Annotated in this window: 23 protein-coding genes; 11 read left to right on the top strand and 12 right to left on the bottom strand. The window is 70.9% G+C overall.

The features are described from left to right. The 6 genes from ACYVGQ_RS18230 to ACYVGQ_RS18205 form a co-directional block, all read right to left on the bottom strand. Positions 1–1,269, bottom strand: a complete 1,269-nt coding sequence (locus ACYVGQ_RS18230; protein ID WP_460786107.1) for an ABC transporter substrate-binding protein — start codon at positions 1,267–1,269, stop codon at positions 1–3. Positions 1,270–1,349: 80 nt separating this feature from the next. After that, complete coding sequence (locus tag ACYVGQ_RS18225) at positions 1,350–2,204, bottom strand: sugar phosphate isomerase/epimerase family protein (protein ID WP_460786106.1); 855 nt, start codon at positions 2,202–2,204, stop codon at positions 1,350–1,352. Positions 2,205–2,217: 13 nt separating this feature from the next. Then, on the bottom strand, positions 2,218–3,456 hold the full coding sequence (gene manD / locus ACYVGQ_RS18220; protein WP_460786105.1) for a D-mannonate dehydratase ManD: 1,239 nt from the start codon (positions 3,454–3,456) through the stop codon (positions 2,218–2,220). Then, positions 3,453–4,631: a mannitol dehydrogenase family protein gene (locus tag ACYVGQ_RS18215; RefSeq protein WP_460786104.1), complete on the bottom strand. Its 1,179-nt coding sequence runs from the start codon at positions 4,629–4,631 to the stop codon at positions 3,453–3,455. Before ACYVGQ_RS18215 ends, manD begins: the two co-directional genes overlap by 4 nt. Continuing rightward, positions 4,628–5,779 carry a Gfo/Idh/MocA family protein gene (locus ACYVGQ_RS18210; protein WP_460786103.1) on the bottom strand — a complete coding sequence of 384 codons (1,152 nt, stop codon included), beginning with the start codon at positions 5,777–5,779 and terminating at the stop codon, positions 4,628–4,630. Before ACYVGQ_RS18210 ends, ACYVGQ_RS18215 begins: the two co-directional genes overlap by 4 nt. Further along, on the bottom strand, positions 5,776–6,630 hold the full coding sequence (locus ACYVGQ_RS18205) for a sugar phosphate isomerase/epimerase family protein (protein WP_460786102.1): 855 nt from the start codon (positions 6,628–6,630) through the stop codon (positions 5,776–5,778). Before ACYVGQ_RS18205 ends, ACYVGQ_RS18210 begins: the two co-directional genes overlap by 4 nt. A gap of 119 nt (positions 6,631–6,749) precedes the next feature. Between ACYVGQ_RS18205 and ACYVGQ_RS18200 the strand changes: the two genes are divergently transcribed. Next, positions 6,750–7,781: a LacI family DNA-binding transcriptional regulator gene (locus ACYVGQ_RS18200; RefSeq protein WP_460786101.1), complete on the top strand. Its 1,032-nt coding sequence runs from the start codon at positions 6,750–6,752 to the stop codon at positions 7,779–7,781. Positions 7,782–7,822: 41 nt separating this feature from the next. After that, positions 7,823–9,214, top strand: coding sequence for a glucuronate isomerase (gene uxaC, locus ACYVGQ_RS18195; RefSeq protein ID WP_460786149.1), 1,392 nt, complete (start codon positions 7,823–7,825; stop codon positions 9,212–9,214). 185 nt (positions 9,215–9,399) lie between these two features. Here uxaC and ACYVGQ_RS18190 read toward each other — a convergent pair whose 3' ends face one another. From ACYVGQ_RS18190 to ACYVGQ_RS18180, 3 genes are all read right to left on the bottom strand, one after another. Then, on the bottom strand, positions 9,400–10,293 hold the full coding sequence (locus ACYVGQ_RS18190) for a nucleoside hydrolase (RefSeq protein ID WP_460786100.1): 894 nt from the start codon (positions 10,291–10,293) through the stop codon (positions 9,400–9,402). 23 nt (positions 10,294–10,316) lie between these two features. Beyond that, positions 10,317–11,057: a FadR/GntR family transcriptional regulator gene (locus ACYVGQ_RS18185; RefSeq protein WP_460786099.1), complete on the bottom strand. Its 741-nt coding sequence runs from the start codon at positions 11,055–11,057 to the stop codon at positions 10,317–10,319. 69 nt (positions 11,058–11,126) lie between these two features. Further along, the gene (locus ACYVGQ_RS18180; RefSeq protein WP_460786098.1) at positions 11,127–12,107 is read right to left on the bottom strand and encodes an aldo/keto reductase; all 981 of its coding nucleotides are present in this window, start codon (positions 12,105–12,107) and stop codon (positions 11,127–11,129) included. Between the two features lie 24 nt (positions 12,108–12,131). Here ACYVGQ_RS18180 and ACYVGQ_RS18175 point away from each other — a divergent pair, with 24 nt between their 5' ends. The 8 genes from ACYVGQ_RS18175 to ACYVGQ_RS18140 are packed head-to-tail and all read left to right on the top strand — an operon-like array spanning position 12,132 to position 18,846. After that, a complete protein-coding gene (locus ACYVGQ_RS18175; protein WP_460786097.1) occupies positions 12,132–12,365 on the top strand; it encodes a hypothetical protein in 234 nt (77 codons plus the stop codon). Beyond that, positions 12,362–14,098 (top strand): dihydroxyacetone kinase family protein, encoded by a 1,737-nt coding sequence (locus ACYVGQ_RS18170; RefSeq protein WP_460786096.1) that lies wholly within the window; start codon positions 12,362–12,364, stop codon positions 14,096–14,098. The genes ACYVGQ_RS18175 and ACYVGQ_RS18170 overlap by 4 nt, the downstream gene beginning before the upstream one ends. Further along, the gene (locus tag ACYVGQ_RS18165) at positions 14,095–14,565 is read left to right on the top strand and encodes a ribose-5-phosphate isomerase (RefSeq protein ID WP_460786095.1); all 471 of its coding nucleotides are present in this window, start codon (positions 14,095–14,097) and stop codon (positions 14,563–14,565) included. The genes ACYVGQ_RS18170 and ACYVGQ_RS18165 overlap by 4 nt, the downstream gene beginning before the upstream one ends. Then, complete coding sequence (locus ACYVGQ_RS18160) at positions 14,565–15,329, top strand: triose-phosphate isomerase family protein (protein ID WP_460786094.1); 765 nt, start codon at positions 14,565–14,567, stop codon at positions 15,327–15,329. Before ACYVGQ_RS18165 ends, ACYVGQ_RS18160 begins: the two co-directional genes overlap by 1 nt. Continuing rightward, positions 15,326–16,120 carry a TIM barrel protein gene (locus tag ACYVGQ_RS18155; RefSeq protein WP_460786093.1) on the top strand — a complete coding sequence of 265 codons (795 nt, stop codon included), beginning with the start codon at positions 15,326–15,328 and terminating at the stop codon, positions 16,118–16,120. The genes ACYVGQ_RS18160 and ACYVGQ_RS18155 overlap by 4 nt, the downstream gene beginning before the upstream one ends. Next, complete coding sequence (locus ACYVGQ_RS18150; protein WP_460786092.1) at positions 16,117–16,965, top strand: phosphogluconate dehydrogenase C-terminal domain-containing protein; 849 nt, start codon at positions 16,117–16,119, stop codon at positions 16,963–16,965. The genes ACYVGQ_RS18155 and ACYVGQ_RS18150 overlap by 4 nt, the downstream gene beginning before the upstream one ends. A gap of 2 nt (positions 16,966–16,967) precedes the next feature. Continuing rightward, a complete protein-coding gene (locus tag ACYVGQ_RS18145; RefSeq protein WP_460786091.1) occupies positions 16,968–17,723 on the top strand; it encodes an SDR family NAD(P)-dependent oxidoreductase in 756 nt (251 codons plus the stop codon). Between the two features lie 37 nt (positions 17,724–17,760). Further along, positions 17,761–18,846, top strand: coding sequence for a LacI family DNA-binding transcriptional regulator (locus ACYVGQ_RS18140; RefSeq protein WP_460786090.1), 1,086 nt, complete (start codon positions 17,761–17,763; stop codon positions 18,844–18,846). Between the two features lie 147 nt (positions 18,847–18,993). Here ACYVGQ_RS18140 and ACYVGQ_RS18135 read toward each other — a convergent pair whose 3' ends face one another. Beyond that, on the bottom strand, positions 18,994–20,256 hold the full coding sequence (locus ACYVGQ_RS18135; protein WP_460786089.1) for an FAD-binding protein: 1,263 nt from the start codon (positions 20,254–20,256) through the stop codon (positions 18,994–18,996). A gap of 72 nt (positions 20,257–20,328) precedes the next feature. Here ACYVGQ_RS18135 and ACYVGQ_RS18130 point away from each other — a divergent pair, with 72 nt between their 5' ends. Beyond that, complete coding sequence (locus ACYVGQ_RS18130; protein ID WP_460786088.1) at positions 20,329–22,026, top strand: hypothetical protein; 1,698 nt, start codon at positions 20,329–20,331, stop codon at positions 22,024–22,026. Between the two features lie 519 nt (positions 22,027–22,545). Here ACYVGQ_RS18130 and ACYVGQ_RS18125 read toward each other — a convergent pair. Then, positions 22,546–23,376 carry an NAD-dependent epimerase/dehydratase family protein gene (locus ACYVGQ_RS18125; protein WP_460786087.1) on the bottom strand — a complete coding sequence of 277 codons (831 nt, stop codon included), beginning with the start codon at positions 23,374–23,376 and terminating at the stop codon, positions 22,546–22,548. Between the two features lie 50 nt (positions 23,377–23,426). Further along, on the bottom strand, positions 23,427–24,434 hold the full coding sequence (locus ACYVGQ_RS18120) for a LacI family DNA-binding transcriptional regulator (protein WP_460786086.1): 1,008 nt from the start codon (positions 24,432–24,434) through the stop codon (positions 23,427–23,429). Between the last annotated feature and the right edge of the window lie 12 nt (positions 24,435–24,446).

Raw genomic sequence — 24,446 nt, 5'->3', positions numbered from 1 at the left:
TCAGCCCAGATCGTCCTCGACGGTCGACTGCACGGTCGACAGCACGCTCGACCAGTCGCCGGACTCGATCGCCGTGCCCAGCGCATCGGTCAGGGCCGTGAAGGCGACCTGCGTGTTCGGCCCCCACTGCACGGAGAGCAGACCGGACGCGGACTCCGCGGCCGTCGGCCAGTAGGTGTCGTCCTCGGGGATGAGGTCGGGGGCGGGCCGGTCGATCTCCTGGCCGTGCGTCGCCGCGGTGAACTTGTTGATGCCGACCAGCCCCTCGGCCGCCTCATCCGTCACGTTGAGCCAGGTGAGGAACTCCACCGCCTCGTCGTAGTGCTCGGTGTCGGCCAGCACGATGTCGGCCGATCCGCCGCGGGCGAAGGTGCGCAGCTCGCCGGCATCCCACTGCGGGATCTGCGCCGCGCCCCAGAGGCCGACGGTGTCCGGGTACTGGTTCAGCAGCGGACCCGGCGCCCAGGCCCCGGCGATCTGGCCGAGCACCTTGCCGGAGGCCACGGCCTCGTTGTACTCCGGGCTGTTGCCGACGTAGGTGCTGACCAGGTCGTCCTCGATCAGCCCGTGCCAGTACTCGAGCACCTCGGCCGTGGCGTCGTCGTCGATGTCCACCTTCCAGGTCTCGTCGGAGTAGTCCCACCACTGCGCGCCGTTCTGGAGCGAGAGGCCCATGAACATGTCGGCGTCCAGCGCGCTGAAGTTGGCCAGATAGTGGTCGCCGGGCAGGGAGCGCACCTTCTCTGCCAGGGCGCGGAAGTCGTCCCAGGTCGCGGCGGGCTCGAGACCCAGCTCGCTGAAGAGGTCGGTGCGGTACACCCACAGCGCGGGACCGAGGTCCTGCGGGATGCCGAAGACCGTCCCGTCGAAGGTGACGGTGTCGAGCACCGTCTCGGAGTACGCCTCCTCGAGGTCGCCGCGGATGGACTCGACGTCGGCGACGACGCCCGCCGACACATAGGTCGGCATCTGCGTGTACTCGGCCTGCGCGATGTCGGGGCCTTCCCCTGCGCGCACGGCAGACAGCACCTTCACCGGGAAATCCACGCCGCCGGCCGGCGCCGAGATGTTGACCTGGATGTCCGGGTTCTGCGCGTTCCATTCCTCGACGCGCTTGTCGACGTTGGAGCCCCACGCCCAGAATTCGAGCGTGACGGGTCCGTCCCCGGATCCTTCGGAGCCGGAGTCGTCCGCTCCGGCGCAGCCGGCGAGCGCGAGTCCTGCGATCGCGATCCCCGCGACCGCGGTGAGTGTCCTGCGATGTGCCATGTCATCCTCCTTGATACGTGGTACTGCGGTGAGTCCGTGACGCCGTCGTGCCGATATAGGGGAACGACGGACGGCTGCGGTCAGAAGAGCTCGGCGTAGCCCAGCCCGACGAGGTTGCGGTGCGAGGTCTCCAGCGCCTCCCACACCGTGCGTCCGTAGAGGTCGTCCTGCTCGACGAGCAGGAACTCCGCGCCGGATGCGATGCTCTGCGTGATGATCCCCGGCCAGTCGAGGTTGCCCTCGCCGACCTCGGCGAACTGCACGGCTCCGGTCCATGCCGCGCCCCACGCGGCCTGGTCGCCGCGCTCGAAGGCGTCGATGGCCGCGTCGTCCGGCCAGCCGATCCGATAGTCCTTCAGATGCACCATGCGCACCCGCCCGGCGTACTCGGCGATGACGCGCGCCGGATCGAGTCCGCCCCGGGCGATCCAGTGCGCATCCAGCTCGATCCCGACGTGCGGGGAGTTCTCCGCGATGATCTCGAGCAGATACCGCCCGTCGATCTTCGCGAACTCGATGTGGTGGTTGTGGTAGTACAGCGCGATGCCCTCATCGGCGAGCCGGACGGCGGCGGCATCCGCCCGCCGGCAGAAGTCGAGCACCGCGTCCAGGGAGCGCAGCGCGGGGATGGGGAGCATCCCGATGCGCACGAGCCCGGCGCCGAGCGTCCTCGCATCGGCGACGATCTTGTCGAAGTCGTCCTCGAGGGAGTCGTTGATGCCGCCGGCGGTCAGCGCCGCGGAGAGGGCGCAGTACTCGACGCCGAGCTCTCCCCGCGCGCGCTCGAGCTCGGTCACCGTCTCGGGGGTCAGCGGGATCTGCGACAGCTCGCTGACGCGGTATCCGATCTGCGTCGTGCGCCGGAAGGCCTCGAACGCGCCGAGCTCTGCGACGGCGTTCTTCAGCATCATCGCCTGTACGCCGATGCGTGCCATGGTCAGTGTCCTTTCACCAGTCGTGGATGGTTCCGTCGTGGAGGCGGTTGTACGGCAGGTAGGCCTGCTCGTACGGGTACTTCCCCGCCTCGTCCGTGTCGAGCTCGACGCCGAGACCGGGCTCGTCGCCGGGGTGCAGCAGGCCGTCCCGCCAGGTAAAGGACTGCCGGAAGACCTGATCGGTCTTCGCGCCGTGCTGCATGTACTCCTGGATGCCGAAGTTGTGGATCGCCAGTCCCAGGTGCATCTGCGCCGCCATCCCGACCGGCGAGATGTCGGTCGGCCCGTGGAAGCCCGACTTGATCTGGTACTGCGCCGCGTACTCGATCGTCTTCTTCAGCGCCGTGATGCCGCCCATGTGCGTCACGGCGCCGCGCACGTAGTCGATGAGCTGGTCGCGGATGAGATCCTTGAAGTCCCACACCGTGTTGAAGACCTCTCCGATCGCCAGCGGCGTGGTGGTGTGCTGGCGGACCAGGCGCAGCGCCTCCTGGTTCTCGGCGGGCGTGCAGTCCTCCAGCCAGAACAGGTCGTAGGGCTCCAGCGCCTTTCCGAGCTTCGCCGCCTGGATCGGCGTCATCCGGTGATGGCCGTCGTGCAGCAGCGGGATCTCGGGGCCGAACTCCGCCCGCACCGCCTCGAACACGCCGGGGAGATGGCGCAGGTAGGAGCGGGTGTCCCAGTCCTCCTCCACGGGGAGCGCACCGCGACGGGCGGGCTCATGGTCGTAGCGCGCCTCGCCGCCGAACGTGTCGGCGGCCTGCGAGGCGATGCCGTAGATCGCCTTCAGCCCCGGCACCCCGGTCTGGACCCTGATCGCCCGATAGCCCTGCTCCAGGTGCGAGCGGATGCTGTCGAAGAGCTCGGGCAGCTCCTTGCCGGAGGCGTGGCCGTAGGCGAGGAGTCCCGTGCGCGAGGCGCCGCCGAGCAGCTGGTAGAGCGGAAGACCGGCGGCCTTCGCCTTGATGTCCCACAGCGCCATGTCGACCGCGGCGATCGCCGCCATCGTGACGGGGCCGCGGCGCCAGTACGCCGAGCGGTACAGGAACTGCCAGGCGTCTTCGATCCGGTGCGCGTCGCGCCCGATCAGCAGGGGCACGACGTGCTCGGTGAGATAGGCGACGACGGCGAGCTCGCGCCCGTTCAGCGTCGCATCCCCGAGCCCGGTCACCCCGTCGTCGGTCGTGAGCTTGAGCGTCACGAAGTTCCGGTCCGGACTGGTGACGATCACCTCTGCCCTGTCGATGATCATGCGTGCACTCCCTTCGATTCCGTGACGGCGGCCGCGAGCTCGGCGCGGACCGCCTGCAGCTGCGGGTGCCGAGCCACCACGGCATCCGCATCGAGTCCATCCCGCGCGGCCCATGCGGCGAGCGCGCGCAGCTCGCCCGCTCCCGCTCCCCATCCGTGCTCGAGCCGCGCCTGGATGACCGGCACGACCCGGACGCCGAGCTTGATGTCCGAGTCCGTCGCGATCTGACGCAGCGCATGACGGATGCGCGCATTCTCGAATCGCGCGATGATGACGGCGCGCTGCTCGGCGAGCTCCTCCCCGGAGAAGGGGAGGACGGCGGCGGCGTCGTCCCACAGCTCGTCGAGCGCCGTCCGGCAGACCTCATCGGTCATCGCCTCGGCGACGGTGGCGTGCCCGCGCAGCTGCCCGAGGTTCGCGAGCAGCGAGTGCCCCGCGTTGAGCAGCCACAGCTTGCGGCGCTCATAGGGGGCGATGTCCGTGACGAACTGCGCGCCGGCGATCTCCCATGCCGGACGTCCGGCCGGGAAGTCCCCGGCCAGGATCCACGAGGTCGCCGGCTCCGTGACGACCGCGCAGGGGTCGTCCGTGACGGTGATCGGGAGCGCGTCGGAGACCGCAGGGGTGATCCGGTCGACCACGGAGGAGACGAACGAGACGTTCTCGGCTATCCACGCGGCCAGCGCTGGATCCGCCGCCTCGCGGACGAGCGCGCCGAGCAGTGCGCCGTTGCCGTCCAGGTTGTCGCAGCTGACGATCGCGAACGATCCCGCATCGGCTTCCCTGCGCGCGCGCAGGCCGGCGACGATCCTCTCGACGGCCGCGCTTCCCCGGTGGTGACCCGCCTCCGTGATCGTGACGGTGAGGACGGCGGCGGACTCCAGCACGGCGCGCCAGGCGCCGGCGTCAGCGCCGTCGTGCGCCGCGGAGATCGCGGAGATCGGCTCGACGGCGTCCTCCTCCGGCCCTCGGACCACGAGATCGTACCGGCATCCCTGCGCCGTGAGGGCCAGCGCGGCATCGGGCCGTCGCCCGGTGAAGGCGGTGATCCCCCACCGCTCGCCGCCCCGGGCAGCGCGATTCGCGGCCTCGGTGTACCAGGCCTGGTGCGCGCGATGGAAGGCGCCGAGGCCCAGATGGGCCTGGGTCAGCGGCGCGCGCTCGGCCGCGGTCATGCCGTCGGGACCTCGATCGCCGGGAGCGCGAGCACCACGTCGTCGTAGTCGCCGGAGACGACGTCGTCGATGCGGACCTTCTTCCCGAGCACGGCGGAGATGTAGACGGCGCGCACCGTGGCCAGGGCGAGCACGGCGGCGTCCACCGTGAGCAGCGGATCCCGACGGTCCTCGATCGCCGCGAGCAGGTCGTCGTACTGGCGGATGTGCCCGTCGACGAACTGCGTGGCGTCGACGGCCGCAGCCGTGCCGGCCTCGTAGCGATCCGCCTGATTGCCGGAGCCCTGCAGGCCCATGTCGGCGCCGTCGCCCTCCTTGATGTGGAGGTACTCCAGCGCGTCCCGGTGGATGATCGCCGACCCCTCGGACCCGAGCACGGTCAGACGGACGCCGAGTCCCGGGTATCCGGCCGTGGTGGCGTGCAGCACGGCGAGGGCGCCGCTGTCGAACGTCACCGTGGCGACCGCGGTGTCCTCCACCTCGACGCCCTCGTGGGCGAGCAGGGCGATCTCCGCGGAGACCGTCACGGGCCGGCCGAGGAACCACAGCAGCAGGTCGACGGTGTGCACGCCCTGGTTCATGAGGGCGCCGCCGCCGTCGAGCGCCCAGGTGCCGCGCCAGTCGCCGGAGTCGTAGTAGCTCTGCGAACGCCACCACGGCACGCTGGCGACCCCGGACGTGACACGCCCGAAGCTGCCGTCGGCGATGGCGGCGTGCACGATCTGACTGGACGGGTCGAAGCGGTGCTGGCTGATGACGCTGCAGACCTGCCCGTTCGCCGCCGCCTTGCCCGCAGCCTCCGCCAGGCGGCGTGCGCGGACGAGATCGACGTCGAGCGGCTTCTCGATGAGCACATGGGCTCCGGCCTCGAGCGCGACGACGGCCTGCTCGACGTGCAGTCCGCTCGGGGTCGCGACGATCACGAGCTCCGGGCGGGAGGCGGCGACGAGGTCCTGCACGGTCGCGTGGATCGTCGGGCGCGTCCCGGTGCGCTCCTCGACGACGTCGGCGAGCGCACCGGCGCGCTCGGAGCTGACGTCGACGAGCGCGTCGAGGCGCAGGCGGTCGGCGAGGCGCAGCACGGCGTCGACGTGCGTGCGGCCGATGACGCCGCAGCCGATGATGGCGGTGGACAGGATGCTGCTCATGCGAGGGTCACTCCAGCGTTGTCGGTGAGGGTGCGGAAGGCCCGGGCTGCGCGCCCGTAGCCGTGGGGGCCGGTGAAGCCTCCGAGAGAGGTCTGGTCCGTGAGGTGCGGCTCGAGCGACGCGAAGCCGGCGAATCCGCGATCCCGCAGGCCGGCGACGGTCAGGGCGAGCTCGCCGTCGCCGTCTCCGGCGGGGACGACGTCGCCGGTGTCGAAGCGGGCGTCCTTCACCTGCAGGTACTCGACGTGCTCGGCCAGGAGCGCGAAGCCCTCGGTGAACGGCTTGGCGCCGACCTGGACGAAGTTGGCGTTGTCCCACGCGAGGCGCAGGGCCGGGGACCCGACGGCGGTCACGAGGTCGAGGACGCGCTCGGGGATGTCCCCGTAGATGTGCTTCTCGTTCTCGTGCAGGAGCACGACCCCCGCCGTCTCGGCGCGCGCGGCGAAGAGGGACAGCCGGCGGACGACCTCGTCGCGCATGCGTTCCACGGGAACGCCCTCCTGCTGCCAGAAGGAGAAGATGCGGATGTAGCGCGCGCCGAGCACCTCGGCGGCGCGGATGGCCCTGTCCAGGCGGGCCAGCTCCTCCTCCACGGGAGCGTCGATCTCGCTCTTGCCGATCGGGGAGGCGATCGCCGAGACCCCGAGGCCGGCGTCCCGGATGATGCGGTCGAGCTCGGCCAGCCTCTGCTCGTCGAGGTCGACGATGTTGACCTCCCAGGCGGAGCGCACCTCGATGTGGCGGGCTCCGAGGGCGAGGAGCACCGCACACTGCAGGCGCGGATCGGGATCGACTTCGTCTCCGAACCCGGACAGGTTCCAGGTGACGGGGGCGGGTGAGGCAGGCGACATCGCGTTCCTTTGCTGAGCCGGTTCGTTCCGGTGGTGACCACGGTAGCGAGGCGGCAACACTTTGACAAGCGTTTGCCAAAACTTTGCCACGAGGTCCGGAGAGTGGATATGCTCGCCGCATGACCGACACCGACGTCACCCCGCCGGACGCCTCCCGTCTCGCGGGGAAGGCCGCGACCATCACGGATGTCGCGCGCCTCGCCGGCGTCGCAGCGTCAACGGTCTCCCGCGCGCTCAGCACCCCTGGGCGCGTGAACGCGGCGACCAGGCAGCGGATCGAGGAGGCCGCGGCCACCCTGTCCTATGTCCCGAGCTCCCAGGCGCGATCGCTCGCCTCCGGACGCACCGGAACGGTCGCGCTCCTCGTGCCCGACATCGCCAACCCCTTCTACTTCGACCTCATCCGCGGCGCGCAGCGGCAGCTGCGGGCGGCCGGCTACACGCAGCTGCTCGTCGACACCGAGGAGTCCAGGGAGATCGAGGCCGACACGCTGGAGCTCATGCGCAAGTCGGCCGACGGCGTGATCCTCGCCGCCTCCCGCCTCGACGAGGATCAGCTCGTGGAGGCGGCCGCGCGCCAGCCGCTGGTGACCGTCAACCGCGATCTCCCCGACGTGCCGAGCGTGCTCATCGACACGCCGACCGGCGTGCGTCAGGCGCTGACCCATCTGCACTCGCTGGGGCATCGTCGCATCGCCTACGTCGCAGGGCCTGCGGGCTCCTGGTCCAGCGCACGCCGCTGGGACGCGCTGCAGGATGCCGCCGCCGAGCTGTCCGTCGAGCTGACGTTCCTCGGTCCGTGGGCGCCGAACGCCGCCGCGGGGGCGACGGCCGCGGACAGCGTCGCCTCGAGCGCCGTCACGGCCTGCGTCGTGTTCAACGACCTGCTCGCCATCGGGATGCTGGGCAGGCTCGCGCAGCGCGGGGTGCGGGTGCCCGACGACCTGTCGATCGTCGGCACCGACGACATCTTCGGCTCGGACTTCTGCCATCCTCCGCTCACGACGGTCGCGGCTCCCATCGAGGAGGCCGGCCGCGTCGCGGTCACCATGCTCCTGTCCCGGCTCGCCGCACGCGGAACCCCGCGGCTGCGGACGATCCTGCCCACCTACCTGCGCACCAGGGACTCCTCGGGGCCCGCCCCCGCCTGAGATCTCGCGCCACGCCGCCCGACGAAGGGAAAACCGTGCAACTGAACCTCTCCCCCGACCGCCTGCTGCCCGCGGACCCGGCGACGCGCCGTATCGCGCGGAGCCTCTACGAGGCTGTCGCCGACGCGCCGATCCTGTCCCCGCACGGACACGTCGAGGCGGCGATGCTCACCGACGACGCGGCCTTCCCCGATCCCGCCGAGCTGCTCATCGTCCCCGACCACTACGTGCTCCGGCTGCTGCATGCGCACGGCGTGCCGCTGGACGAGCTCGGACGCGGAGCGGATCCAGGCGACGCTCGGGAGATCTGGCGGCGCTTCGCCGCGCACTGGCACCTCTTCGCCGGCACGCCGGTGCGGGTCTGGTTCGAGGACACGCTGCATGCCGTGTTCGGGCTGGACGAGCATCCTTCCGCCGCGAACGCCGACGCGCAGTTCGACGCGATCACCGCATGGATCGCCGATCCCTCGTCCCGCCCGAGGGCGCTGTTCGAGCGCTTCGGGATCGAGGTGCTCGCCACGACGGACGACCCCGCCGACTCCCTGGACGCGCACCGCGCGCTGCGCGACGACCCCTCGTTCCCGGGCCGCGTGCTGCCGACCTTCCGCCCTGACCGCTACTTCGATCCCGCTTCGCCCGCCTGGCCCGCGGCGCTCGACGCCCTTCATGCCGCGAGCGGCATGGACACGGGGACGGCCGCAGGACTCATCGGCGCGCTGGAGGATCGCCGCTCCTTCTTCCGCTCGCTGGGCGGGACGGCGACGGACACCGGCGTCGTGGACGCCTGGGCGACCCGGCTCTCCGCCGACGCTCTGGAGCGCATCCATCGAGCGGGGCTCGCCGGCACGGCGACGGCGGAGGACGCCGCCGCCTACCGCCGCCACATGCTGTGGGAGATGGCGCGGATGGCCAGCGAGGACGGACTGGTCATGCAGCTGCACCCCGGCGTGCTGCGCGGGCACCACCGTCCGACCACCGAGCGCTTCGGAGCGGACACGGGGCACGACCTGCCCCTGCTGACGCACTACACGGAGCCGCTGCGCGAGGTGCTCGGGGACTTCGGCACGAACCCGACCTTCCGCATCGTGCTCTTCACGGTGGACGAGACCTCCTTCGCCCGTGAGATCGCCCCACTGGCGGGCTTCTACCCCTCGGTCTTCGCCGGCGCGCCCTGGTGGTTCCTGGACAGCCCCGACGGCATCCGCCGCTTCCGGGAAGGCGTCACGGACTCGGCCGGCTTCTACAAGACCAGCGGGTTCATCGACGACACCCGCGCCTTCCTGTCCATCCCCGCCCGCCACGACGTGTCACGGCGGATGGATGCCGGCTGGCTCGCCACGCTCGTGACGACGGGGCGGCTGGGCGAGGAGGAGGCGCACACGATCGCCGGCGACCTCGTCGACGCCATCCCGCGGAGCGTCTTCCGCCTCTGAGCGGGTTCCCCCTCGCCGTCGCTATCGCTGTCTCGCGCCCGCCCCGCCCCTGTCACCAACCCGCCCCGTGCTCCCGTCAGAATGTCCGGGTTATGGCGGGTGAGAGACACCTTCACCCGCAACAACCCGGACATCCACGAGGACGCATCGGACCCGCGGGAGACGAACGCCGGGCGAGGACGACCTCAGCGCGCCGCGTGCCTCGCGATCTTGGCGAACATGTCCTCCAGCAGGAACCGCACATCGATGCTCTCCACGACGAGCAGCTCGCGCGAGGGGTCGCCCTCCGCGTAGCGCCCGTCGGCCGTGAACCGCACCCGCGGCCGGCGGCGCATCGCGGCGCAGAACGGCTCGAGCATGAGGGCGATCGCCGGCGAGTCCCCGAGCGAGCGCGACTCGATCGCCCAGCGGTGGTGAGCCGTGTTGAAGTCCACGACCTGCTGGGCGAGGTAGCGGCCGAGCTCGCCGTGCGGCTCGACGCGAGCCTCCAGCTCGGCGTAGGAGACGTTCACCTGCCGATAGACGTCCGCGGGCACCTGCCAGAGGCGGATGCCGGAGTCGAGCACGACGTTCGCCGAGGCGATGTCGTTCTTGAGGTTGAACTCCGGCCAGGATCCGACCGAGACGATGTCGCCGTAGGGCGGGCCGCCGATCCAGATCACCGTGGTGTCGGTCGCGGCGATGTCCGGGGCCTGCAACAGCGCGGTCGCCATGTCGGTGAGCGGTCCGAGGAAGGCGATGAACAGCGGACCGGCGTCCTTCCGCCTGGCCTCCTCGATGATGAGACGCGCACCGGGGCTGTCCACCGGGGTCCTCTCGTCCGGCAGTGCGCGCGGCGCGCCGTCCGCGGTCGGCACGCCGCGCCCGAGATCGAGGAGGCCCAGGAGCAGATCGAGCTCCGCGCGGGACTCCGCGAGCGATTCGGTTGTCCGGTGGGTGCCGAAGTGCGCGGGGATGATCCCGCGGATGTCCAGCGTCGGCGAGAGGAGGGCGTGCACCAGCGCGAACTGGTCGTCCGCCTCGTTCTTCACGTCCGAGTCGATGATGACCCTGCGCGTGCGTCGATCGTCGTTGATCATGTCCGTCCTTCTCGGGATGGTGGTCAGTTCGCGCGTTCGGCGAGCAGGCGCGCGGTCGCCGTCGCCATGTGCACGGCCATGGCGGACGCCGCGGCGTCTCCGTCTCCGGCTGAGACGCCGCGGAGCACCGCCTCATGCTCCGCGAGCGCCCGCTCCGCGTGCTCGCGCGAGTGGACGGCGCGGTCGGCGTAGACCTGCAGGAGAGAGCGGATGACGTGCAGATGGTCGGTGAGCGTGGCGTTGCCCGCCGCCTCCGCGAGAGCGTGGTGGAAGTCGAGGTCGGCCTTCGCGAAGGCGGCGAGGTCGGCGGTGATCGTCTCGCGCATCCGTGCGATGTTCTTCTCCAAGCGAGCCAGGACCCCGGCATCCGCCCTCGCCGCCGCGAGCCGCGCGACGAAGATCTCGAGCCCCTCGCGCAGCTCCAGCAGCTGCGCGGTGTTGCGCTCGCCGATCAGCAGACCCCAGCGCAGCGTCTGCGGGAGCAGTTCGCTGGCCGCTCCCCGCAGGTAGGTCCCGGAGCCGGGACGCACGTCCACGATCCCGAGGATCTCGAGCGCGGCGAGCGCCTCACGGACCGCGGAACGTCCGACGCCGAGCGTCGCGGCGAGCTGCCGCTCCGGGGGCAGGCGTGTGCCGGGGGCGAGGGAACCGCCGGTGAACAGGTCGAGGAGCCGGCGCGCGACCTCGGACACCGGAGTCCCGGACGGCAGCGCGCCGAGGGCGGCGGCGATGTCGTCGACGGGGTCACCGGGGAACGCGGGCATGGGAGTAACCTACCCGGTCGCCGCACGCGCGCGGAGCGCGGCCATGGATCCGATGCGCGCCGCGAGGCCTCAGGCGAAGCCCTCGATGGCGTGCGGCACGTAATGCTCCTCGAGCCGGGCGAGCTCGGCGTCGCCGAGCTCGATCTCGACGGCAGCGACGGCGTCGTCGAGATGCTGCAGCTTCGTGGCGCCGACGATCGGCGAGCTGACCACGCTCTGCTGCGCGACCCAGGCCAGAGCGATCTGTGCCCTCGGGACTCCCCGCTCGGCGGCGATCGACGCGACGGCGTCGACGATCTCCCTGTCGCTCGCCTCGGTCTGCTTGTACAGCTTCGCGAGCAGCAGGTCGGAATCGCCCCGCGCGGACGACTCGTCCCAGTCACGGGTGAGCTTGCCCCTGGCGAGCGGGCTCCACGGCAGCGCGCCGACGCCCTCGTCCAGGCAGAACGGGTACATCTCGCGCTCGTCCTCGCGGTTGAGCAGGTTGTACTGCGCCTGCATCGAGATGAACGGGGTCCATCCGTTGGCCCTGGCGGTGAACTGCAGCTTCGCGAACTGCCAGGCGTACATCGACGAAGCTCCGATGTAGCGGGCCTTGCCGGCCTTGACGACGTCGTGCAGCGCCTCGAGGGTCTCCTCGATCGGCACGGTCGGGTCGAAGCGATGGATCTGATAGAGATCGACGTAGTCGGTGCCGAGGCGGCGCAGGCTCGCATCGATCTGCTCCATGATGTGCCCGCGCGACAGGCCGCCGCCGTTGGGCCCAGGGCGCATGACGCCGTGCACCTTCGTCGCGATGACAACCTCCTCGCGCTTCGCGAAGTCGGCGAGCGCCCTGCCCACGATCTCCTCGCTGCGTCCGAGCGAGTAGACGTTGGCCGTGTCGAAGGTGGTGATCCCGAGCTCGACCGCGCGCCGGATGAACTCCCGGCTCTCCTCCTCGGGGAGGGTCCAGCCGTGCGATCCGCGATCCGGATCGCCGTAGCTCATGCAGCCCAGCGTCACCGCCGAGACCTGCAGACCGCTCTTGCCGAGGTTGACGTACTTCATGATGCAGGCTCCTTCGCAGAACGGATGCTGATCGATGCGCGTGGAATCATCCTGTCATCTTCCTCCGGTCCCGGACGGGCGTACGCCCTGAAACGGGTTCCGCAGTTGCAACTGGTCAACCGGTTTGCCAAAATGGGCGGTGCCATGCAAATCGCCGTCGATCCAGGAGTCGCCGTGGACAACACCCAGACCGCGAGCCCGCTCGCACGCTCCGCGATCCGGCTCCGCTTCGCCGCAGCAGCGGGAACGAGCCGATGACCCGGCTGTGGAACGACCCCGCGGACTTCGCGGACGAGATGATCGAGGGCTTCGTCGCCGCCAACGCGCGGTCGGTGCGTCGCGTCTCCGGCGGCGTGGTGCGCTCGACGGTCGTGCCCGAGGGCCAGGTCGCCGTCGTCATCGGCGGCGGGTCCGGCCACTACCCCGCGTTCGGCGGACTCGTCGGCCAGGGGCTTGCGCATGGCGCGGCGATGGGGAACCTGTTCGCCTCCCCCTCCGCCCAGCAGATCCATGCCGTCGCCACCGCGGCCCACCGCGGGGCCGGGGTGTTCTTCGCCTACGGCAACTACGCCGGCGACGTCCTGAACTTCGACGCCGCGCAGGAGAGGCTGCGCGGCGAGGGCATCGAGGCCGCGACCGTGACCGTCACCGACGACATCTTCAGCGCCTCGCCCGAGGAGCGGCGCAAGCGCCGCGGCATCGCGGGCGATCTCACCGTGTTCCGCGCCGCCGCGGCCGCCGCGGAGGCCGGTTACGATCTGGCCGGAGTCGCCGAGATCGCCGCGCGTGCGAACGAGCGCACCCGTTCGATCGGGGTCGCCTTCACCGGCTGCACCCTTCCCGGAGCTCCTGCCCCTCTCTTCACCGTCCCGGAAGGACGCATGGCGATCGGCCTCGGCATCCACGGCGAGCCGGGCATCGAGGAGACCGACATCCCCACGGCCGACGAGCTCGCCGCCCTCCTCGTCTCGAAGCTTCTCGCCGAGGTCCCGCAGGGCCTCGAGGTCGTGGGATCCCGTGTCGTCCCGATCCTGAACGGGCTCGGCTCACTGAAGCACGAGGAGATGTTCGTCGTCTACCGCCGGATCGCCCAGCTCCTCGACGAAGCCGGACTGGTCGTCGTGGATCCGCACGTCGGCGAGTACTGCACCTCCTTCGACATGGCCGGCACCTCGCTCACGCTCTTCTGGCTGGACGAGGAGCTCGAGCGCCTCTGGGACACGCCGGTCGACTCCCCCGCCTACCGCCGGGGCTCGGTCGTCGCCGCCGCACAGGCGGATGCGGCGGACATCGCCGCATCCGAAGAGGAGATCACGCCCGGTGACAGCGCATCGCAGGAGGTCGCCGCGATCGTGCGCGCAGCTCTGCAGGTGATCGCGGACACCATCGACGAGAACGTCGAGGAGCTCGGCAGGATCGACGCCGTCGCCGGCGACGGAGACCACGGCATCGGCATGCAGCGCGGCTCTCATGCCGCTCTCGCCGCGGGGATCGCCGCGGTGGAGGCGGGCGCCGGAGCGCAGACCGCCCTCGCCCGTGCCGCGGACGCCTGGGCCGACCGGGCCGGCGGCACGTCAGGGGCCCTCTGGGGCGTCATCCTGAACGCCGTCGCCGCGCGACTGGGCGATGCCGGCCGGCCGGACGCCTGCGCCGTGTCCTCCGGCGTCGCCGACGGGGCGAGGGGCGTGCAGACCTACGGCAAGGCCGAGGTCGGCGACAAGACCCTCGTCGACGCCCTCATCCCCTTCACGAGCGAACTGACCACCGCCACGGACAACGGCGCCCGGCTCGCGGACGCCTGGCGGGCCGCCGCGGCCGCCGCGACCCGCGCCGCCGACGCCACCGCCGACCTGCTGCCGCGCATGGGGCGGGCGCGCACGCACGGCGAGCACGCCATCGGAACCCCGGACCCCGGCGCGATCTCCCTCGCGCTCATCGCCACCCGCATCGGCGAGCTGCTCGCCGATCGCGACCGAAAGGACATCCCATGACCGAACCGCTGCGCCTCGTGATCGGCTCCGACGACGCCGGCTTCGACTACAAGGAGATCATCAAGAGGGATCTCGAGAACAACCCCGGCGTCGCCTCCGTCGTCGACGTGGGAGTGGACGCCGACGGCCACACCCCCTATCCGAAGGTCGCGATCGAGGCCGCGGAGCGCGTCGCCAGGGGCGAGGCCGATCGGGCGATCCTCCTCTGCGGCACGGGCCTCGGCGTCGCCATCAGCGCGAACAAGGTGCCCGGCATCCGCGCCGTGACCGCGCACGACTCCTTCTCCGTCGAACGCTCGATCCTCTCCAACGACGCACAGGTGCTCTGCATGGGACAGCGCGTCATCGGCATCGAGGTCGCCCGCCGCAACGTGCGCGAGTGGCTCACGTACCGCTTCGACACCACCAGCGCTTCGGCCGAGAAGGTCGCGGTCCTCGAGCAGTACGAGTCCACCGGAAGCTGCTGATGGCGAAGACCACCGTCGGAGTGAGCCTGAAGATGTACTTCGGGCACGAACGCGCGCGCACCTGGTTCGCCCAGGTCGCCGAGCGCGTCCGTGCGCACGAGGGCATCGCCGACGGCACGGTCGAGCTGTTCCTCACCCCCACCTATCTGCAGATCCTCCCTGCCGTCGAGGCCTTCGCCGGCACCCTCGTCCGCATCGGCGGGCAGGATATCGCCGCCGAGAAGTCCGGCGCGTTCACCGGCGAGGTCTCGGCCGCCGAGCTCGCCGAGGTCGGCGCCTCGATCGCGGAGATCGGCCACGCCGAACGGCGGCGGCTGCACGGGGAGACCGATGAGATCGTCGCCGCGAAGACGAGACAGTCCCTGGCCGCCGGTCTCACCCCGCTCCTCTGCATCGGCGAGACGGAACGGCAGGATCCGCAGGATGCCGCGGCCGTCGCGACCGCACAGCTGACGGCCTCCCTCGCAGGCGCGCCGGCGGGATCGGTCATCGTCGCCTACGAGCCGGTCTGGGCGATCGGAGCCCCGGAGCCCGCCGGCCACGATCACATCCGCGTCGTCGCCTCGGCCCTGCGCTCCGCGCTCGAGGCCGATCCCGCCCGCGACGGCTCGAGCGTCATCTACGGGGGCGCCGCCGGTCCAGGACTCCTCACCGCTCTCGGCGACGCCGTCGACGGCCTCTTCCTCGGCCGCTTCGCCCACGACCCGGACGCCCTCCTCACCGTCCTCGACGAGGCGGCCGCTCGGGCGGGTGACCGCGCATGATCGGCTTGGGAACCTACGCGTACTTCTGGCAGCACTCCGATCGCATGCCCGAGCCGCTCAGCCTGATCGGCGTGCTCGAGGACACCCGCGCACAGGACGTCGACCTCTTCCAGATCTGCGACTACGCGCCCCTCGACGCGATGACGGATGCCGAGCTGCGCGACGCCGCAGCGGCCGCGCGGGACCTCGGCATCGCGATCGAGCTCGGCACCAAGGGCATCGTGCCCGAGCACCTCAGCGGATACCTGCGGCTGGCGGAGATCTTCGAGGCGAAGCTGGTGCGCAGCATGCTCTACGGCCCGGACTCCCGCCCGAGCGCCGCCGAGGCGGAGACGTGGCTGCGCAGCGGCATCCGCGCCTACGAGACCGCGGGGGTCACCCTCGCCCTCGAGACCTACGAGCAGGTCCCCACCGCCGATCTCATCGGGATCATCGAACACGTCGGCAGCGAACGGCTCGGCATCTGCCTCGACCCGGCGAACGTCGTCGCGCAGCTGGAGAGTCCGCGAATCTGCGTCGAGCAGACCGCCGCGCTGACGAGGAACGTGCACGTCAAGGACTTCGCCTTCGCCCGCCAGCCCGGCTGGGTCGGCTTCACCTACTCCGGCGCCCCCATGGGCTCGGGCCTGCACGACTACGCGCACCTGCGGACGATGGTCCGTCCTCGCGAGCGGGGGATCAACGAGATCGTCGAGCACTGGCTTCCCTGGCAGGGGGATGCCGAGACCACCATCCGAACCGAGCGGGAATGGACCCGCATCACCCTGGAACACCTGAGGAGCACACAATGAGCCACACCATCGCGGTCATCGGCGCGGGCGGCAAGATGGGCATGCGCGTGTCCAACAATCTCGTGAAGACGGATCACGCCGTCCGGTACGTGGAGAACTCGCCGGCCGGCCGGCAGCGCACGACGGATGCCGGGCGCGAGCTCACCGAGGCATCCGTCGCGGCCGCCGACGCGGACATCGTCGTGCTCGCGGTGCCGGATCTCGCACTCGGCCCGGTCACGGCGGAGCTCGTCCCCCAGCTCAAGTCGGGGGCGATCGTCCTGACGCTGGATCCCGCCGCCGCCTACGCGGGACTGCTCACCACCCGCGAGGACGTCGTCCAGGCCGTCGCGCACCCCTGCCACCCGTCGATCTTCCTGCAGCGCGAGACGCCGGAGCAGTGGGCGGACACCTTCGGCGGGATCGCCGCCCCTCAGGACGCCATCGCCGCGATCGAGAGCGACGACGAGGCGAAGAAGGCGATCGTCGAGGAGACCGTGCGGGCGATCTACGCGCCGGTCGTCGACGTGCACTGGGTCACGATCAAGCAGCTCGCCCAGCTCGAGCCGACGCTCGTCGAGACCGTCGCCTGCATGATCGGCGACCTCCTCAACGAGGCGCTGCAGGAGACGGTGAACACGATGGGCGTCCCGGAGGCGGCGGCGCGCAGCATCCTCTACGGTCACACGCAGGTGGCGCTGGCCAACGGCCTGCGCGGCGACAACCCGTTCTCGGACGCCTGCCTCATCGCGATGCAGTACGGTCGCGACAGCATCATCAAGGAGGACTGGAAGAAGATCTTCCGCGACGACGAGCTCGACCGCAACCTCGCCGCCATGCTGCACCTCGACCGCATCGAGCGCTGATCATGGGGCAGCTCGAGGGAAAGACCGCGCTCGTCACGGGTGCGGCGCTGGGCATCGGCCTCGCCGTCGCCCAGCGCTTCGTCCGCGAAGGCGCGAGGGTGGTCCTCGCCGACCGCGATGGCGAAGGTGCGGCCGCCGCGGCCGCCGAACTGGGTGCCAACGCGCGGGCCGTGACCATGGACATCTCCGACGAGGACGCCGTCGCCGCCGGCTTCGCCGCGGTCGCGGCGGACGGGTGGGCGCCCGACGTCGTCGTCGCCAACGCCGGAGTGCAGCTGTTCGGGCAGGATGCCAAAGCGGCCGATCTCGACCTCGAGGTCTGGCGGCGGACGGTGGACATCAACCTCACCGGCACGTTCCTCACCGTCAAGCACGCGGTCCGCTCGATGCTCGCCACGGGCGGCGGGTCGATCATCCTCACCGGCAGCCCCACGGGCGTCAACGGCGAGGGCAAGGACTTCACCGCCTACAGCGCGACGAAGGCCGGCATCCACGGCCTCGGACGCACCGTCGCCGCCGCGTACGCGGATCGAGGGATCCGCGTGAACACCGTCCAGCCTGCCTACACCGAGACCCCGCTGGTCGCCGCGATCAGCGAGGATCCGGAGTCACGGGCCGCGATCGTCAGCCGCATCCCGATCGGCCGCGCGGGCACGCCGGACGACGTCGCCGGCATCATGGTGTACCTCGCCGGTGACGACGGAGCCTTCGCCACCGGTGCGATCTTCCAGGTCGACGGCGGCATGACCTCGCTGTAGCGCTGCTGGGCGCGCACACGGCGTCCCGTACGATGACGTGGAAACGCATACCGGACGGAGCGCAGTGCAGGGGTCGAAGACGACGCGGAGGGCGAACCCGAACATCAACGCCGTCGCCCGCGCAGCGGGCGTGTCCGTCGGCACGGTGTCCAACGCCCTGAACAATCCCGACCGGCTGGCCGAGGACACGCTGCAGCGCGTGCAGGATGCGATCGAGCGGCTCGGCTACATCCGCAGCTCCGCGGGGCGCACGCTGATCCGGAACCGCTCGGACAGTCTCGGACTGGTCACCCCCGATCTCGTCAACGAGCTCTTCGTACGGATCGCGCGCGGCGCGCAGGCGACGGCGTCGGCCCGCGGCCAGCGGCTCGTGATGGCCAACAGCCTCTTCAACGCGCACGCGCTCGCCGTCGGCGTCGAGCAGCACGACCTGCAGGACTCCTATCTGGAGTACTTCGCCGAGGCCAGGGCCGACGGCGTCCTGGTCGCCTCCATGCGCGACCCCACGGCCGGCATCGAGCGGATCCGCAACCATGTGCGTCCGGTCGTCGTGATCAACTACGACGTGCCGGGCGCAGACTGGTGCACCGTGCTCATGGACAACGCGCAGGCCGGCGGATCGGCCGTCGAGCACATCGCCGATCTCGGGATCCGGCACGCCTACTTCCTCGCGATCGCGGACATCGTGCAGCCCGTCACCGAGCGCCGCCGCGGCGCGCGTGCCGCAGCGGCGGCGAGGGGCGTCCGCCTGACCGAGATCCTCTCGAACGGACTCGACACCGCGGCGGGGGAGGCAGCCGCGGCGAGGATCCTCACGGACGAGCGCGAGGAGCGCATCGCCGTCCTCGGGGTGTCCGACGATCTCGCCGCCGGGGTGCTGAAGCATCTCAGGGGGCATTCGGAGCTGCGCGTCCCCGAGGACATCGCGGTGATCGGCCTGGACGGCGACCATCGTGACAACGGCATGGATTGGGTCACCCTGACCTCGATCGAGCTGCCTGGTCAGGAGATGGGCGCGGAGGCGATCCGGCTGCTGAACGCCGAGGCGCAGCCCGGCCATGTGCACGAGCGCGTCGTCGTCCCCGTGCCGATCGTGCCGCGGCAGAGCACGCTCGGCCGCTGACCGGTTCCGTTGTGCAGGAGCACGCGGCGTTCTGCAGGATCATTTCGGGCGAGACGCCGGCTTTCCCGCTGAGACGCGCCCTCACCGCCCGGATGGCCCTGCAGAACGGACGGACCGTCCTGCAGAACGGACGCGGGACGCCGTCGCTCAGCGCGCCTCGCGCAGCCCCACGCGGACGAGGTGCTCGTTGACGAAGCGCCCATCGGGATCCAGCCGCTCGAACACGGCGCGAGCGTCGGCGAGGCGCGGCACCACGGCTTCTACGTCCGTGCGCTCGAACAGGTGACGTTTGCCCCAGTGCGGACGGGCTCCGAAGGGCGCGAGGGCCGGCTCGATGACGCGCAGCGCCGCCGTGACCTCGTCGGGATGGTTCTCCCACGTGAAGTGGATGATGAAGGCATCGCGCCGATAGGCGCCGCTCAGCCACAGATCGTCGGCGGCGGCCGTGCGCAGCTCGCTCCAGATGAGGTGCTCGAGGAAGGGGGCGACGGCCTCCCGCACGGCACGGAGGGCGTCGGCGGCGTCCGCGCGGTCCACGAAGTACTCTGACTGGATCTCATCGCCCCGCGATGGCTCGGCGTCGGCGCGGAAGTGCGGCCAGCGCTGGTACCACGGGCCGTCGGTCCCGATCTCGGTGACATTGTCGCCGAGCCCGAGCGGCGAGAGGCCGACCTCCGACAGCCGACCGCCGAGCAGGCCGGCCGGCTCGGGGGCGACGGGATCGGCGACTCGGCGCTTGACCCAGACCCAGCCGAGGTCCTCGCCCCAGCGCGTGAAGACCGAGACGCTGTCGCCCGCGGCCGTGACAGCCTCGACGTCGTCCAGGAGCGCGTCCCAGCCGATGCCCTCGTAGAGGTCCTGCCTGACCAGATAGGTGGGCTGGATGTCGAGTGTCAGCTCGGTGAGGATGCCGAAGGCGCCGACGCCGACGGCGACGGCCGGGAAGTCCGTCTCGCCCCGGCTGATCTCGCGGATCTCGCCGGCGGCATCCATGAACCGCAGCGAGCGGATGGCCGTCGTCAGGATCCCGTGCCGGTCTCCCGAGCCGTGCGTGCCCGTGGAGGTCGCCCCTCCGACGCTGATGTGCGGGAGGGAGCCGGTGTTGTGCAGCGCCCAGCCCCCGTCGTGCAGCTGCCGGGCGAGCACCCCATAGCGGGTGCCGGCGGTGATGCGCACAGTGCGGTTCTCGGCGTCGATCACCGCGGGGGCGTCGAAGGCGGACATCTCGATGAGGGTGCCCGCGGTGTCGGGGAGATCCGTGAAGGAGTGCCGGGTGCCGAGCGCGTGCACGGGGCCGGTGCCGTTCAGCGCCGCGCGCAGCTGCGCTTCGGAGGCGACCGTCACACGACGCGGCGCTCGATACCGATGTGTTCCGGCCCAGTTGCCCTCGTCAGCCCGATTGCCCGTCATCGCGGTCCTTTCCGCTCGATCCGTCCTCGGTCGAGACTATCGTTCAATTGGTCAACCGGTTACGCTCGAGAAGTGGTTTCGACGAGAGATCCGTGGTGGCGGACGGACGCGATGCGATGGAGCGCGCACGGGTGGGAGGTCGAGCTCCGCGGCGACGAGATCGCCGAGATCGGACACCGCGGGCGGATGCTGGTGCGCGCGGTGCGCGCCGCCGTGCGCGACCGAGGCTGGCTGACCGTTCCCGTGCAGGTCCGGTCCGTCTCGAGCGCGGACTCCCTGCTCGTGCTGGAGCTGCGTCATGAGGGCCTCGGCGCGGAGATCGCCTCGCGGCTGACGGTCCGGGCGGAGCCCGCAGCGCTCACGATCTCCTGGGACGCCGGGAACGGCCCGGCCTTCGACACCTGCCGCGCGGGCCTCGTCGTCCTGCATCCGGCGTCCTCCGCCGGCGTCGGCGCGACGGTCGTGCACGACGACGGATCCTCGGAGCGCACGGCCTTCCCGGTGGACATCAGCGCGCACCAGCCGATCATGGACATCCGCGAGCTGCGCATCGACGACGGCCCCGGATTGGCGTTCGAGGGCGACGTCTTCGAGATGGAGGATCAGCGCAACTGGTCCGACGCCTCCTTCAAGACGTACAGCCGTCCCCTCGGGCTGCCCTATCCCTATCGCCTGGAAGCCGGAGAGCGCATCCGGCAGTCGATCACGATCCGCGTCGACCGTCTCGGCGCTCCTTCGACGCCGGAGGCGACGCCGTCCGCGATCGAGCTGGCAGAGGCAGGGCCGTTCCCCGCGATCGGCGTGGAGGCCTCGACGGCGCCCGACCCCGTCGCCGCATCGGATGCCGGCGCCTTCCGCGTCGTGGAGCTGAACCTGACCACGCCGAACTGGGCGGCGGCGCTGGAACGTGCAGCGGTGGACGGCCTGCCGCTGGACGTGCGGATCGTCACGGACGGGGACGACGAGGCGCTCGGCGCCGCGGCGCACGCGCTCGCCGGGCTGGACGTCCTCAGGCTGACGGCCTTCGACGCCGGACGGCATGTGAGCGACGAGCCGACGCTCCTCGCGCTGCGCTCCGCCTTGCGGCGGACAGGCCCCGAGGTTCCGGTGCTCGGCGGCGCGCGCTCGCACTTCACCGAGCTGAACCGCGAGCAGCAGCGCATCCCACGCCACGTGGACGGGATCGCGGTGAACACCACTCCCCTCTTCCACGCCGTCGACACGGAGCAGCTCGTGGAGGCGCTCGCGATGCAGCGCCTCATCGCGGAGCAGTCCGTGCGCATCGCGGACGGACTGCCGGTGCACATCGGGCCGGTCTCGCTGCGACCGCGCTTCAACAATGTCGCGACGACCCCGGAGCCGACGCCTGCGCGCGCGGATCTCGCCGAAGGCTACGGCGCCGAGTTCACGGGCGCGTCCGACGCCCGCCAGTCGGCCCCGGAGCTGGCGGCATGGCTCGTGGCGAGCGCGGCCGCTCTCGCCGTCTCCGGCGTCGCCTCGCTCAGCTGGTTCGAGACGCGAGGACCGCGCGGGATCGAGGGGACGCCTGCGGCGGATGCCCTGGCAGCGCTGGTCGCGCTCGAGGGCGGCGCGCTGCTCACCGGCGGCAGCCCGGACGGGCTCGTCTGGGCGATCGGATCGCGCCGCGACGGGAGCGATGTCGTGCTCGTCGCGAATCTGGACCTGGTCGCCCGACGGATCGTCGTCCGGCCTCCGGGCGGCGATCCGATCGAGCAGGAGCTCCGTCCCGGCGCGTGGGCGAGGCTCTGAGGCATCGCCCCCTCGTCCGTCCCTTCGTGGGGCGAGCATCCCCCTCCCCCCACGCTCGTCGCGCGAACGCATCCCACCCGTTCGTCGAGCGAGCGCAGCCCACCCGTTCGTCGAACGAACGCCCCCCGCTCATCGAGCGAGCGCACCCCACCCGTTCGTTGAGCGAGCGCAGCGAGTCGAAACGCCCCACCCCAAGACCCGCTTCGACTCGGTCGCTCCGCGTCCTCGCTCAACGAACGGGAAAGAAGACGGCCCCGCCGGCCCCGTTCAACGAACGCCCACGCTCGTCCAGCGAACGCGCCCCACCCGTTCGTCGAACGAACACCACCCCCCACGCTCGTCGAGCGAGCGCACCCCACCCGTTCGTTGAGCGAGCGCAGCGAGTCGAAACGCCCCACCCCAAGACCCGTTTCGACTCGGTCGCTCCGCGTCCTCGCTCAACGAACGGGAAAGAAGTCCTCGCTCAACGAACGGGGAAGAAGCCCTCGCTCAACGAACAGGACGAACGGGAGACACGGATCAGCGCCAGTCGTGCTCCGGAGCGAAACCGAGCCGCTCCTGGATCTTGCGGACCGAGAACAGCGACTCGTACTCGCCGAGATCCTCGGCGACGGGCACCCCGGGGAACCACCGCTCCGCGGCTTCCCTGGACGTCGACACGATCCCCGAGAGCGGATGCGCCACGTGATACACCTCGAAGCCGGGTCGCGCCTGCTCCAGCGCGAGCTGGACGGCGAGCGCCCCGTCACGGGCGTCGACCCATGATCCGAGCAGATCGCGCCGGTAGCCGGGCTCCCCGGCGCGCTCGAAGGTGGCGTACTCCCCCTCTGCGACGACGTTCGTGAACCGCAGCGCGGTGATCGACGCGCCATCCGCCCATCCCACCAGCTGAGCGGCCATCGCCTCCTCGACGACCTTGCCGAGCGCGTAGGTGTTGAACGCCTGCGTATGCGACTCGTCCAGGGGAAGCCGGGGCGGAGGCACCTCATAGGGGAAGCCGGTGGCGGTCATGCTCGACGCGGTGACGATCGTGCGGATGCCGGCGCGATGAGCGGCGTGCAGCACATGGAAGGACGCCAGCACGTTGTTCTCGAAGGTCGTGACGTCCGGCACCAGCCCGTTGACGGGGACGGCGGCGAGATGCACGAGCGCGTCGAAGCCGGAGTGCCGTGCCGTCACGCCGAGGAGGGCGTCGAGGACCTGTCCGTAGTCGGCCAGGTCGACGCGGGTGAATCCCGGCCCTGCCGGACCGGCGAGATCGAACCCGACGACCTCGTGCCCGGCATCCCGCAGCCGTGCGACCGTGGCCCTTCCGAGCTTGCCCTCGCTGCCCGTGACTCCGATGATCATCTGTGGACTCCTTCGACGACGGATTGAAACGATAAAACTATCGTCTCAATCTACCGTCGCGAGCTGGCGCGCACCACCAGCTCAGGGGTGAACAGGCGATGTCGCTGCTTGATGGCGCGCCCCTCGATCTCCTGGAACAGCAGGTCGACCGCCGCAGTGCCGAAATCGGCGTGCCTTCCGCCGATCGAGGTCAGGGGGATGAGCGAGGCGCCGCCGAACTCGATGTCGTCGTAGCCCACGATCGCGACGTCGCGCGGAATGGAGATGCCGCTGTCGACGAGCGTCTGCATGATGCCGAGCGCCAGCAGATCGTTGACGGCGAAGATCCCGTCCGGGCGCTGCTCCGGCGGGCGGGACAGGAGCAGCTCGGCGACGGTGCGGCCGCCGCGGATCGTACGGTCATCCTCCTGGATGACCTCGAGCGACACCGTGCGCCCTGCGGCGCGGATCGCCTCGCTCGCCCCGGCGAGCCGGTCGCCGATCTGCGTGATGTTCAGTGGACCGCCGACCACGGCGACCCTCGCGCAGCCTTCCTCGATGAGATGGGCCATCGCGAGACGGCCCCCTTCGACGTCGTCGAGGGAGATGGACGCCTGCTCGTGCGACATCGCCGCCTGTCCGACGAGCACCGAGGGCGTGCCGCGCCGGCGAAGCCCCTCCAGGCGCTCCTCGATGGGCCAGTGCGAGGCCACGAGCATCGCGAGCACCTGGTTCTGCTCGAAGAAGTGCAGGTAGTCGTCCTCGCGCGCCCGGTCGCGGTGGGAGTTCGCGATGAACATCGAGACGCGCCGCTGCGCGGCCGCGAGCTCCACGGCCTCGGCGAGCTCCGTGAAGTAGGGGTTGCTCACGTCGGGGGCGAGGTAGGCGATCGCCGACCCCCGTCCGAGTCGCAGCTGCCGACCCGCGTTGTTCGGGACGAAGCCGAGGGACTCGATGGCCGCACGGATCCGCTCGGCGCGCTCCGCCGAGACGCGATCGCGGTGGTTGAGATAGTTCGAGACCGTGCCGAGGGACACTCCGGCGAGCGCGGCGACCTCGCGGATGCCCACTCTCGCCATCTCGCCTCCCTG

It is taken from the genome of Microbacterium tumbae, assembly GCF_054780175.1.
Note: the sequence above shows the minus strand (reverse complement) of the source record. Positions and strands in the feature narration are given on the sequence as shown.

What these genes read in the sequence shown, in the direction of transcription:
- ACYVGQ_RS18160 (WP_460786094.1), top strand. Translation starts at nt 14,565, where the DNA reads ATGGCGAAGACCACCGTCGGAGTGAGCCTGAAGATGTACTTCGGGCAC.
- ACYVGQ_RS18210 (WP_460786103.1), bottom strand. Translation starts at nt 5,779, where the DNA reads ATGAGCAGCATCCTGTCCACCGCCATCATCGGCTGCGGCGTCATCGGC.
- ACYVGQ_RS18145 (WP_460786091.1), top strand. Translation starts at nt 16,968, where the DNA reads ATGGGGCAGCTCGAGGGAAAGACCGCGCTCGTCACGGGTGCGGCGCTG.
- ACYVGQ_RS18225 (WP_460786106.1), bottom strand. Translation starts at nt 2,204, where the DNA reads ATGGCACGCATCGGCGTACAGGCGATGATGCTGAAGAACGCCGTCGCA.
- ACYVGQ_RS18125 (WP_460786087.1), bottom strand. Translation starts at nt 23,376, where the DNA reads ATGATCATCGGAGTCACGGGCAGCGAGGGCAAGCTCGGAAGGGCCACG.
- ACYVGQ_RS18170 (WP_460786096.1), top strand. Translation starts at nt 12,362, where the DNA reads ATGACCCGGCTGTGGAACGACCCCGCGGACTTCGCGGACGAGATGATC.
- ACYVGQ_RS18120 (WP_460786086.1), bottom strand. Translation starts at nt 24,434, where the DNA reads ATGGCGAGAGTGGGCATCCGCGAGGTCGCCGCGCTCGCCGGAGTGTCC.
- ACYVGQ_RS18215 (WP_460786104.1), bottom strand. Translation starts at nt 4,631, where the DNA reads ATGACCGCGGCCGAGCGCGCGCCGCTGACCCAGGCCCATCTGGGCCTC.
- ACYVGQ_RS18185 (WP_460786099.1), bottom strand. Translation starts at nt 11,057, where the DNA reads ATGCCCGCGTTCCCCGGTGACCCCGTCGACGACATCGCCGCCGCCCTC.
- ACYVGQ_RS18165 (WP_460786095.1), top strand. Translation starts at nt 14,095, where the DNA reads ATGACCGAACCGCTGCGCCTCGTGATCGGCTCCGACGACGCCGGCTTC.
- ACYVGQ_RS18150 (WP_460786092.1), top strand. Translation starts at nt 16,117, where the DNA reads ATGAGCCACACCATCGCGGTCATCGGCGCGGGCGGCAAGATGGGCATG.
- manD (WP_460786105.1), bottom strand. Translation starts at nt 3,456, where the DNA reads ATGATCATCGACAGGGCAGAGGTGATCGTCACCAGTCCGGACCGGAAC.
- ACYVGQ_RS18205 (WP_460786102.1), bottom strand. Translation starts at nt 6,630, where the DNA reads ATGTCGCCTGCCTCACCCGCCCCCGTCACCTGGAACCTGTCCGGGTTC.
- ACYVGQ_RS18180 (WP_460786098.1), bottom strand. Translation starts at nt 12,107, where the DNA reads ATGAAGTACGTCAACCTCGGCAAGAGCGGTCTGCAGGTCTCGGCGGTG.
- ACYVGQ_RS18175 (WP_460786097.1), top strand. Translation starts at nt 12,132, where the DNA reads ATGCTGATCGATGCGCGTGGAATCATCCTGTCATCTTCCTCCGGTCCC.
- ACYVGQ_RS18155 (WP_460786093.1), top strand. Translation starts at nt 15,326, where the DNA reads ATGATCGGCTTGGGAACCTACGCGTACTTCTGGCAGCACTCCGATCGC.
- ACYVGQ_RS18230 (WP_460786107.1), bottom strand. Translation starts at nt 1,269, where the DNA reads ATGGCACATCGCAGGACACTCACCGCGGTCGCGGGGATCGCGATCGCA.
- ACYVGQ_RS18200 (WP_460786101.1), top strand. Translation starts at nt 6,750, where the DNA reads ATGACCGACACCGACGTCACCCCGCCGGACGCCTCCCGTCTCGCGGGG.
- ACYVGQ_RS18135 (WP_460786089.1), bottom strand. Translation starts at nt 20,256, where the DNA reads ATGACGGGCAATCGGGCTGACGAGGGCAACTGGGCCGGAACACATCGG.
- ACYVGQ_RS18190 (WP_460786100.1), bottom strand. Translation starts at nt 10,293, where the DNA reads ATGATCAACGACGATCGACGCACGCGCAGGGTCATCATCGACTCGGAC.